This window comes from Saccharothrix stipae, assembly GCF_054781895.1.
Map to the genome: position 1 here is coordinate 449362 of NZ_BAAGTN010000001.1, position 10548 is coordinate 459909.

9 protein-coding genes and 1 pseudogene are annotated in these 10548 nt (G+C 71.6%); 7 read left to right on the plus strand and 3 right to left on the minus strand.

Annotation, left to right across the window (positions count from 1 at the left end; all coding sequences use genetic code 11):
* Positions 1-116: 116 nt before the first annotated feature.
* Positions 117-1520 (plus strand): annotated as a pseudogene (locus ACYVLT_RS01945) (endo-1,4-beta-xylanase); the annotation flags it as partial.
* Positions 1509-2156, plus strand: coding sequence for a cellulose binding domain-containing protein (locus ACYVLT_RS01950; RefSeq protein ID WP_461118561.1), 648 nt, complete (start codon positions 1509-1511; stop codon positions 2154-2156). The pseudogene ACYVLT_RS01945 and the gene ACYVLT_RS01950, both read left to right, overlap by 12 nt.
* 102 nt (positions 2157-2258) lie before the next feature.
* Here ACYVLT_RS01950 and ACYVLT_RS01955 read toward each other — a convergent pair whose 3' ends face one another.
* A complete protein-coding gene (locus ACYVLT_RS01955; protein ID WP_461118309.1) occupies positions 2259-2834 on the minus strand; it encodes a helix-turn-helix domain-containing protein in 576 nt (191 codons plus the stop codon).
* A 342-nt stretch (positions 2835-3176) separates the two neighbouring features.
* On the opposite strand from ACYVLT_RS01955, the gene ACYVLT_RS01960 reads away from it, so the two are divergent.
* Positions 3177-3596, plus strand: coding sequence for a YciI family protein (locus ACYVLT_RS01960; RefSeq protein ID WP_461118310.1), 420 nt, complete (start codon positions 3177-3179; stop codon positions 3594-3596).
* Positions 3593-4903, plus strand: a complete 1311-nt coding sequence (locus tag ACYVLT_RS01965) for an RNA polymerase sigma factor (RefSeq protein ID WP_461118562.1) — start codon at positions 3593-3595, stop codon at positions 4901-4903. The genes ACYVLT_RS01960 and ACYVLT_RS01965 overlap by 4 nt, the downstream gene beginning before the upstream one ends.
* On the opposite strand, the gene ACYVLT_RS01970 is transcribed toward ACYVLT_RS01965, so the two are convergent.
* Both ACYVLT_RS01970 and ACYVLT_RS01975 read right to left on the minus strand, forming a co-directional pair.
* A complete protein-coding gene (locus ACYVLT_RS01970) occupies positions 4887-6797 on the minus strand; it encodes a serine/threonine-protein kinase (RefSeq protein ID WP_461118311.1) in 1911 nt (636 codons plus the stop codon). The two genes, ACYVLT_RS01965 and ACYVLT_RS01970, sit on opposite strands and share 17 nt — an antisense overlap.
* Before the next feature lie 91 nt (positions 6798-6888).
* On the minus strand, positions 6889-8040 hold the full coding sequence (locus tag ACYVLT_RS01975) for a serine/threonine-protein kinase (RefSeq protein ID WP_461118312.1): 1152 nt from the start codon (positions 8038-8040) through the stop codon (positions 6889-6891).
* 224 nt (positions 8041-8264) lie between these two features.
* Here ACYVLT_RS01975 and ACYVLT_RS01980 point away from each other — a divergent pair, with 224 nt between their 5' ends.
* The 3 genes from ACYVLT_RS01980 (at position 8265) to ACYVLT_RS01990 (ending at position 10546) form a co-directional block, all read left to right on the plus strand.
* Positions 8265-8858, plus strand: coding sequence for a protein kinase family protein (locus tag ACYVLT_RS01980; RefSeq protein WP_461118313.1), 594 nt, complete (start codon positions 8265-8267; stop codon positions 8856-8858).
* Positions 8859-8914: 56 nt separating this feature from the next.
* Positions 8915-9808: a trypsin-like serine peptidase gene (locus ACYVLT_RS01985; protein WP_461118314.1), complete on the plus strand. Its 894-nt coding sequence runs from the start codon at positions 8915-8917 to the stop codon at positions 9806-9808.
* A 150-nt stretch (positions 9809-9958) separates the two neighbouring features.
* Positions 9959-10546 carry an LURP-one-related/scramblase family protein gene (locus ACYVLT_RS01990; protein WP_461118315.1) on the plus strand — a complete coding sequence of 196 codons (588 nt, stop codon included), beginning with the start codon at positions 9959-9961 and terminating at the stop codon, positions 10544-10546.
* Positions 10547-10548: the final 2 nt, after the last annotated feature.

Consider the following 10548-nt stretch of genomic DNA (forward strand, 5'->3'; position numbering starts at 1 on the left):
TAGGTGAACTTCAATCCTTGACTCTCACGATCATCGGCCTTAGTTTTCGAAATCGTCAAACGGCTGTATCGCAACTTTCGGTCCGGCTGCCCGCGGTTCGACCCTTGGAGGAAGTGATGTCCAGAACTGCTGTCACCGCTGCCGGCAGGCCGGTGGCACGAGAGGGGCGGCGGCGACGCGTCGCGGCCCTGGCCGGTGCGGTCGGGTTGCTCGGCGCGCTGGCCGTCGTGCTGCCGAGCGTGGCCAGCGCCGGCACCACGTTGGGCGCGTCCGCCGCGGAGAGCGGGCGGTACTTCGGCACCGCGGTCGCCGCGAGCAAACTGGGTGACTCCACCTACGTCGGGATTCTCAACCGTGAGTTCGACATGGTCACGGCCGAGAACGAGATGAAGATGGACGCCACCGAACCCAACCAGGGCCAGTTCAGCTACGGCAACGCCGACCGCATCGTCAACCAGGCCCGCAACCAGGGCAAACGCGTCCGCGGCCACGCCCTGGCCTGGCACTCCCAGCAACCCGGCTGGATGCAGAACATGTCCGGCACGGCATTGCGCAACGCGATGTTGAACCACGTCACCCAGGTCGCGACCTACTACCGCGGCAAGATCTACGCCTGGGACGTCGTCAACGAGGCCTACGCCGACGGCAGCGGCGGCGGACGCCGCGACTCCAACCTCCAACGCACCGGCAACGACTGGATCGAAGCCGCCTTCCGCGCGGCGCGGGCGGCCGACCCCAACGCGAAGCTCTGCTACAACGACTACAACACCGACAACTGGTCGCACGCCAAGACCCAGGGCGTCTACCGCATGGTCCAGGACTTCAAGTCCCGCGGCGTCCCCATCGACTGCGTCGGCTTCCAGGCCCACTTCAACAGCGGCAACCCGGTTCCGTCGAACTACCACACCACCCTGCAGAACTTCGCCAACCTCGGCGTCGACGTCCAGATCACCGAACTGGACATCGAAGGCTCCGGCAACACCCAGGCCCAGCAATACCAAGGCGTCGTCCAAGCCTGCCTCGCCGTCACCCGCTGCACCGGCATCACCGTCTGGGGCATCCGCGACACCGACTCCTGGCGCGCCTCCGGCACCCCACTGCTCTTCGACGGCTCCGGCAACAAGAAAGCCGCCTACACCTCCACCCTCAACGCCCTCAACGCCGCACCCACCACCGGCCCGACCACGACGACCACCACCCCGCCGAACAACGCCAACTGCACCAACGGTTACGTGGCGCTGACCTACGACGACGGTCCCAAGGCGAACACCACCACCGCGCTGCTCAACGCGTTGCGGTCGGCCGGGTTGCGGGCGACGTTCTTCAACCAGGGCAACAACGTCCAGGCGAACCAGGCCCTCACCCGCAGCCAGCGCGACGCCGGCATGTGGGTGGAGAACCACAGCTGGTCGCACCCGCACATGACGCAGCTCAGCCAGGCCCAGATGACCTCGGAGATCTCCCAGACCCAGCAGGCCATCCAGTCGGCGACGGGCGTCGCGCCCAAGCTGTTCCGCCCGCCCTACGGCGAGACCAACAGCACGCTCAAGGCGGTCGAGGCGCAGTTCGGCCTCACCGAGGTGCTGTGGAACGTCGACTCGCAGGACTGGAACGGCGCGAGCACCGCCCAGATCGTGCAGGCCGCGTCGACGCTCCAGAGCGGTGGCGTGATCCTGATGCACGACGGCTACCAGACGACGATCAACGCCGTACCGCAGATCGCCGCCAACCTGGCGAGCCGCGGCTTGTGCGCGGGCATGATCTCGCCGGCGACCGGTCGGGCGGTCGCACCGACGGACACCCCGCCCACCACCGGTCCGACGACCACGACCACCACGCCCCAGCCGGGCACCGGCGCCTGCACCGCGAGCTACCGCACGAGCCAGCAGTGGGGTGACCGGTTCAACGGCGAGGTGACGATCAGGGCCGGTTCGTCGGCGATCACCAGCTGGACCGCCACCGTCACGGTCACCTCCCCGCAGCGGGTGTCGGCGACCTGGAGCGGCACGCCGAGCTGGGACTCCAGCGGCACCGTGATGACCATGAAGCCCAACGGCAACGGCAACCTCGCCGCCGGTGCGAGCACCACGTTCGGCTTCACCGTGATGGCCAACGGCCAGTGGGCCGCACCGACGGTCTCCTGCCGGACCCCATGACGCGCGCCGGTGTGCCCGTCACAGCGAGGTGAGGGGCACACCGGCGGGCTTCCCGTGCGGCGCGGGCGGGTTCCGCCCGCTGGTCGGTCGCGACCGACCCGCTCAGGTCCGGGCGCGCACGTGGACCCGTTCGCCTTGAGGCCCGAACAGGACCAGCACCTCGACGGGCGCCGTGTCGGCGGCGCCCAGCCAGTGCGGGACGCGGGTGTCGAACTCGGCCACCTCGCCGGGGACGAGCACGAGGTCCTGCTCGCCGAGCACGAGCCGCAGCCGTCCGTTGAGGACGTAGAGCCACTCCTGGCCCTCGTGGGTCTTCGGCTCGGGCTCGGCGCCGGGCGGGGCGCCCGGGATGATCAGCTTGAACGCCTGCGTGCCACCGGGGCGGCGGCTCAGCGGCATGAGCGTCATGCCGTGGCGGCGGATCGGGCGGATGTGCACGCGCGGGTCGCCGGTGGGCGGTGCGCCGACCAGTTCGTCGAGCGGCACGCCGTGCGCTCGCGCCAGGGGCAGCAGCAATTCCAGGTTCGGCCGCCGCAGGCCGCTCTCCAGCCGGGACAGGGTGCTCTCGGAGATGCCCGTGGCCTCGGCCAGGTCCGCGAGCGTGGCGCCACGTGCGCGGCGCAGCGCCCGCAGCCGCGGCCCCACTGCGGTCAACACGCTGTCCAGATCGTCGTCCACCGCTCCAGCTTGCCAAACCGGCAACTCTAGCTTGCCACGTGGTGGCGGCCTGCGCCCTGGTCTGCGGCGGTCTGGTGCTGCTCGGCCGTCGGAACCATCGGTGTGGTGATCGCCGCTGCGCCGCGGACGACGGCTCGGTCACCCGGGCGTCGCCCGCGGCGTCCGCGCTGGTGGCGCTGGTTCTCTTCGCCACCCGGGCGCGCCCACGACCTCCTCGAAGTAGGCTGCCCGCGCTCTCGCGGAAAAAAGTTCGACGGGCTTGTCGATCCACGGCTCGGCCCGTTCGACCTAGGGGCGAGAGGGGCCCGAGAGGGGCCCGGACCACGTCAGGGAGACGGAACCATGAAGTACATGCTGATCATGCGCGCCAGTGACGAGGCCTTCGCGAGCATGGGGGAGATCGACTTCAACGAGATGCTGGAGACGATCGGGAAGTACAACGAGGAGCTGATCAGGGCCGGCGTGCTGGTCGCCGCGGAAGGGCTCGACGACGCCGCCGAGGGCGTGGTCGTGGACTACTCCTCCGAGCCGCCGGTGGTCACCGACGGCCCGTACGGCGAGACCAAGGAGCTGTTCAACGGGTTCTACATCCTCAACGTGGCCTCGAAGGAGGAGGCCGTCGAGTGGGCCAAGCGGTCCCCGATCAGCGGCCCCGGCTTCAAGACCGAGATCCGCCGGGTCACCACGATCGACGAGTTCCCGCAGGACAACGAGTGGATCCAGAAGGAGCGGGCGTGGCGGGAAGCGACCGGTCAGCTCTGAGCGGGGCGACCCGGACCGATCCCACCGGTCGCGGGGCCGTCGCCGCCGTCTGGCGGATCGAGTCGGCGCGGATCGTCGGTGCGCTCGCGCGCTACACCGGCGACTTCGCGCTGGCCGAGGACCTGGCGCAGGAAGCGCTGGCCGAGGCGCTGGTCACCTGGCCGCGCGACGGCGTGCCCCGCAACCCCGCGGCGTGGTTGCTCACCGTCGGCCGGCGGCGCGCGATCGACGCGTTCCGCCGGCGTTCCGCCCTGGACGAGAGGTACGCCGCCCTGGCGCACGAGCTGGGCGAGGGCGGCGCCGTCTCGGGCGGCGGACCCGCCGACCCGGCGCGGGACGGCGGCGACGTGCTGTGGGATCCGGACCGCATCGACGACGACGTGCTGGCGCTGATGTTCGTCTCCTGCCACCCCGTGCTGTCGCGGGAGGCGAGGGTGGCGTTGACGCTGCGCGTGGTCGGCGGTCTGACCAGCGACGAGATCGCGAAGGCGTGCCTGGTGCCGACGGCGACCGTGCAGGCCCGGATCACGCGGGCGAAGAAGACGCTGGGCGCGGCCCGGGTGCCGTTCGCGGTGCCGACGGCCGAGGAGCGGACCGCGCGGCTCGGTTCGGTGCTGAACGTGATCTACGTGATCTTCACCGAGGGGTCGACGGCCAGCTCCGGTGACGACCTGATCCGGTTCGACCTCGCGGGCGAGGCGCAGCGCCTCGCCCGCGTGCTGGCCCGGCTGGTGCCGGACCAGCCCGAGGTGCACGGCCTGCTGGCGTTGCTCGAACTGACGGCGGCTCGCTTCCCCGCCCGCACCGGGCCGGACGGCGAGCCCGTGCTGCTGGAGCACCAGGACCGCCGCCGGTGGGACCTGGCCGCGATCCGCCGGGGGCGTGCGGCGCTGGCCCGTGCCGAGAAGGTCGGCCGGGGTCTGGGCGCCTACGGGCTGCAAGCGGCCATCGCCGAGTGCCACGCGGTCGCGTCGTCGGTGCGGGAGACGGACTGGGAGCGCATCGTGCTGCTGTACGAGGCGCTCGGGCGGCTCGCGCCGTCGCCGGTGGTCGACCTCAACCGGGCCGTGGCGGTGTCGATGGCCCGCGGGCCGGCCGCGGCGCTGGCGATCGTGGACGGCCTGGCGGGTTCGGACGCGTTCGCGAACTCCTACCTGCTGCCCAGCGTGCGCGGGGAGCTGCTCATCCGGTCGGGGCGAGCCGAGGAGGCGCGCACCGAGCTGGAGCACGCCGTGCGGTTGTGCGGCAACGAGCGTGAACGGGCCGTGCTGGCGCGCAAGCTCGCCGAGCTCAGGACATCCGGGTGAGGATCATCGTGTTCCACCAGTAGCCGAGCTGGTCGAGCCGGTCCGGGTCGAGCGCCGACGACGACCGCAGCAGGCCCGTGGTCGACGTGCCGGTGTCGACCCACCACAGCTGGCCGACGTCGTCGGCGACGAAGCAGGTCGTGTACTCGCCGGGCACCGGGCCGCTGACGCTGCGGTAGTACAGGGCGTAGTGCGCGGGCCGGGTCAAGGGCCGGCAGCCGCCGTACTGGTCGTCCCTCGGGATCCCGTTGGCCCCGACCACGGCCAGGAAGTGCGCGTCCTGCGCCGCCCGGTCGGTGAACAGGTGGAACACGGCCTGGTCCGGGGGTGGGAAGCGGAAGTGCTCCTGGTTCGCCTTGGTGCACGTGACCGTGGCCACGGCACCCGCGCCGCTCGACGGGGTCGGCGCGCAGGTCGGGTTGCCCCGGTAGACCTGCGGCAGCCGGCCGAGCAGGACGGTGGCTTGCTCGTCGACGGCGGCGGACGGAGTCGTGGTGGTGGTCGGAGCAGTCGATGTGGTCGGGGACGTCGAGGTGGTGGACGAGGTCGTGCTCACGCTCGGCGTCCCGGTGGAGGTGGTCCCGGTGGCCGAGCCCGCGAGCAGGCCCTTGCCCACCAAGTCCGTCGACCAGACCAACACCACCGCGACGAGCACCACCGCCACCGCACCGGCGACGATCGGCGCGACCGGGACCTTGCGGCCGGACGGTGCCTTGGCCGGTGCCGGGGGGCTCGCCATCGAGCCGGGGTTGCCCACGGGACCCGAGTTGATCAGAGGCGCCGGGTTGGCCGTCCGGGCCGGTGCGGGCGCGGGGCCGATCGCGGGGTTCGGACGGCTTCCAGGACCCGCGCCGACCACAGGAATCGAGCTGATCCCGGGATTCGAGCCGACGCCGGTCTGCGGACCGATGCCGGGCCGCGAACCGACCGCGTGGCCTGGGCCGGTCACTGGATTCGGGCCGGTCGCCGGATTCGGGCCGGTTGCCGGGTTCGAGCCGGTCGCCGGGTTCGAGCCGGATGGCGCCACCGGGCCGGCCGTCGGCACGGGCGTGGGTGGGGCGGGCGTGGGTGGGGAGGATGAGGCGGTGAGGGCTTGTGCCGCGGCGGTCGCCAGTGCTCCGGCGGTCGGGAAGCGTTCGGCCGGGTCCTTGGCCATCCCGCGCCGGATCACGTCGTCCAGCTCGCGCGGCACGGTGGGGTTGGCAGCCGAGGCGGCGGGTGGCGGTTGCTGGATGTGCGCCCAGAGCAGGGCCGCGGCGCTCTCCGCCTCGAACGGGCGGTTGCCGGTGACGCACGCGTGGAGCACGCAGGCCAGGGCGTAGACGTCGGCGCGGCCGTCTGCGTGCCCGTCCCCGAACCGCTCGGGCGCCATGTAGTCCAGCGTCCCGATCACCGCGCCGGACGCGGTCAGGTGCGTCCCGGCGGGCAGCAGGCTGCGCGCGATCCCGAAGTCCACCAGGTACACGAAGTCGTCCGGGGTGACCAGGATGTTCGACGGCTTCACGTCCCGGTGCACCAGGTCGTCGGCGTGCGCGGCGTCGAGCGCCCCGGCGACCTGGGCGATGATCCGCACGGCCCGCGCCGGGTCCAGCGGACCGTCCTCGACGACCGCCGCCAGGTCCCGCCCCTCCACCAACCGCATGTCCAGGTAGAGCCGGCCGTCGATCTCACCGAAGGCGTGGATCGGGATGACGTGGGGCTCACGCAGCCGTGCCGCGATCCGCGACTCACGCCGGAACCGGGCGCGGAAGTCCTCGTCGTCGTTGTGCACGGCGGAGAGCCGCTTCAACGCCACCACGCGGTCGTGCGCCGTGTCGTAGGCCCGGTGCACCTCGCCCATGCCCCCGCGCCCCAACAGCTCACCGACACGATAAGGCCCGAACGCCTCCGCCATGACTCCCCCGGGTCCGCCACGCCGCCACTGCAGGACCGACGCGGATCAAGGCCACAGGGTTCCACGCGCGAGCGGACCGGGGCCGGCCGGCTCAGGGTTTGCCCTTGCCCGCCTTGTCCTTCCCCTTGCCGGACTTGGCCGGGCCGGGCGCCGGTCTCTCCTCGCCCGCGGGCTGCTCCTCCGCGACGACCGCGGCGGTCGTGGTCGCCACGCTGGTCGCGGCCTGGGCGGAAGGGCTCGGCGTCGGCGTCGCGGACGTGCCCTGGACGACGGCCGGCGTCGAGGTCTGGTCGGACGTGGCCGGGGCGGAACCGCCGGACACCGCCCAGGCTATCCCGAGCGCGCCGACCAGCCCGACCGCCGCGGCGGCGAGCGCCTTGACCGGCGGTTCCCGGCGCGGCCGGGGCACGGCGACGAGGGTCGGTTCCTCGTCGTCGCCGACGGGCAGTTCACCGGTCCGCAGCACGTGGGCGCAGTCGCGGGCGGTCGGTCGGCGACGGACCGACAGGGAGGTCATCAACGACAGCAGGCGCACCAGGTCGGCGGGGAGCTCGTCGGGCACGGCCGGCGGCCGGTGCAGCCGGGCGACCGCGGACTCGACGTCACCGCCGGGGTACTCACGGCGGCCGGTCAGGCACTCCAGCAGCACCAACCCGAGCGAGTAGACGTCGGAGGGCGGGCCGATCTCGCCGCCGCGGACCTGTTCCGGTGACAGGTAGGCCGCCGTGCCCACCAGCTGGTCGGTGCGGGTGAACCGGGTGCTGCCGGCCAGGTGCGCCAGCCCGAAGTCGGCCAGGTAGGGCGTTTCGTCGCCGTCAAGCAGGATGTTGGACGGCTTCACGTCGCGGTGCACCACGTCCTGCTCGTGCACGTAGGCCAACGCGTCGGCCAACCGCGCGCCCAACACCCGCACCTCCGCCACCGACAACGGCCCGTCCGCGATCCGGGCGCGCAACGTGCGGCCCTCGACCAACTGGAGCACCACGAACGCGGTGTTGCCGCTGCTCCCCGCGTCGTACACGGAGACCAGACCGGGGTGCGACAGCCGGGCCAGCGTGCGCGCCTCGTTGTCGAAGCGCCTGCCCGCGTCGACGTCCGCGGTGGGGTGGAACACCTTCACCGCGACGGCCCGCCGCAGCACGGTGTCCCACCCGTGCCGCACCTCGGCCATCCCGCCGACACCCAGCGTCCCGGCCAGCTCGTACCGGCCGGCCAACAGCTCGTCACTGACAGGAAGCGACACGCCACACCCTCCGGTCGGGGCTCCGGACACCATGAGGTGCCCCGTCCCCGCCGACCACAAACCGCCGGCGGACCGGAGGGTTCGCCACGGCCGGGTCCGCCGGTCCGCCGGTCGTGCCCGTCTCCGGGTCGACGGCCAGGAAGCCGTTCCGCCCACCGGTGGACTGCAGGGCGGGCCGATCGAGCGGCTCAACCGCTGCACCGGTCGGCTGGAGCGGGAGCCAGGTGGTCGAGTGGCGGCCGTTCCGGTGCGAGAGCGTCATCGGGTCGCTGCCGAACACCCGCCTGGTGCTGGACGGCGTCGACGAGTGCCCGGTGGACCTGCACTCGCGCGGTCTCGTGCACGGCGACATCAAGCCGGACAACGTGCTGCTGCTGAAGTCCGGCGTCACGTTGATCGACTCGTTCGACGTCGAGGCCGGTGCGCCGGAACAGGTCCGGGGTGAACAGGTCCACCCCGCCGCCGACGTCTACCCGCCGGCGGTGATGGCGGTGCAGGTCCTCGGCGGGGAGAGCGTCGGCGAGGTGCGCAAGTACCGGACGCCCCGCGGCACGACCATGCCCGGCGAGGTCGACCCGTTCCACAGCCCGTCGCTGTACGTCGCCGACGGGCTGACCGGGGCGGGCCTGAGCGCGTGGCGGCGGTTGATCGAGCGGTCGCTGAGCTTGGACCCCGAGCGACGGCCGTCCACGGCCGAGTTCGCCACCGGTCTGCGCGGACCGTGGCCCGAGTCGTGTCGCCCGCCGGACGAGGCTGAGCGCCCGCCGGACGCGAAGATTTCTCACCCGTTCGCCGGAAACGGTCGTGCGTTGCGCTGAGTAACTTTCACCTCACGGTCCCCTGCCATTGATCGACCCACGAAAGGTGGAAGATCATGAACCGTGCTGTGACAAGACTGCTCACCCTGGCGAGCGCGCTGGCGTTGTCCCTGATCACCGTCGCCCCGGCGGCACAGGCGGACGCACCCGGAACGTACTGGACACCGGACCGGATGCGCGCCGCCGTTCCGCTGGACATCCGCACCGCCTCGCCCTTCGCACCGCGCGTCACCGTCCCGACCGGCGAGCCCACCACCATCGCGCCGATGGCCTTCCCCAACGGCGGCAGCGCGTGGACCGGCGGCGGCGCCGTCGTGGCGACCGCGGGTCGCGTGTTCTTCACCTACCAGGGCCGCAACGCCTCGTGCAGCGGCAACGCCGTCACCAGCGCGAACAAGAGCACGGTCATCACGGCCGGCCACTGCGTCAAGCTCGACGGCGCGTACCACACCAACGTGGCGTTCGTGCCGGCCTACGACAACGGGAACGCCCCCTACGGCACGTGGAACGCCCGTTCCACCCTGGCCACCCCGCAGTGGGACGCCAGTGAGGACATCAACTACGACATCGGCGCCATCGTCGTCGGCCAGCTGAACGGCCGTTCCCTCACCGACGTCGTCGGTGCGCAGGGCATCGCGTTCAACCTGCCGCGGGCCGACAACACCTACGCCTTCGGCTACCCCGCGGCCGCGCCGTACGACGGCACTAGGCTCATCTACTGCAGCGGGCGGACGTTCAACGCCTTCCTCAGCAACGGCATCGGCATGACGTGCAACATGACCGGCGGCTCCAGCGGCGGCCCGTGGTTCCGAGCGTTCTCCGAGGCCACCGGCACCGGCACGATCAACTCCGTGAACAGCTACAAGATCAACCTGTTCCCGAACTGGATGTTCGGCCCCTACTTCGGCGCCGACGCCCAGAACCTCTACACCAGGGCGCAGGCCGCCTGATCGACCGGGCCGCGGCGGCAGGTCGGGCGCACCCGGGGCCCCGACCTGCCGTCGAGGTCGTGGTCGGAGTCCGACAGCGGATGATCCCAGTGGTGATCTTCACCCGATCGGGTGGGACACTGCGGTCCCACCGGACCCAGGGGGACGACGATGCTCACGCAGGCGACGAACGTGCTGCACATGCACCAGAAGGTCACCTTGATGGTGAACCGCTACGAGGTCTTCGCCGACAACGGCGGTGAGCCGGGTCCGCTCGTGGCCTTCGTCGAGCAGAAGCGGATGGCCTTCAAGGAGCAGGTGACCATCTACACCGACGCCGGCAAGAACCAGGTGCTCGCGGGCTTCCGCGCGCGCAAGGTGATCGACCTCGGCAGCGGCTACGACGTGACCGAGGGCAACGGGCAGCCCATCGGGCGGTTCCGCAAGGACTTCGGCAAGTCGCTGACCAACTCCACCTGGCACCTCGACCAGCCGGGCGCGCCGACGGCCACCGGTAGCGAGCGCAACGCGGGCATCGCGATCCTGCGCCGCGTGTGGGGCTTCCTGCCGTTCGTCAACAACGTCCCGTTCCCGTTCCGCTACCACTTCGACTTCGTCCGCGACGGCGTGCCGGTGTTCAGCGTGGACAAGAAGACCTGGGTGCGCGACCACTACCTGATCCAGATCGCCGACCCCTACGTCGACCGCCGCGTGGTGATCGCCCAAGCCGTCGCGGTCGACGCCCTCCAGTCGCGCTAGGA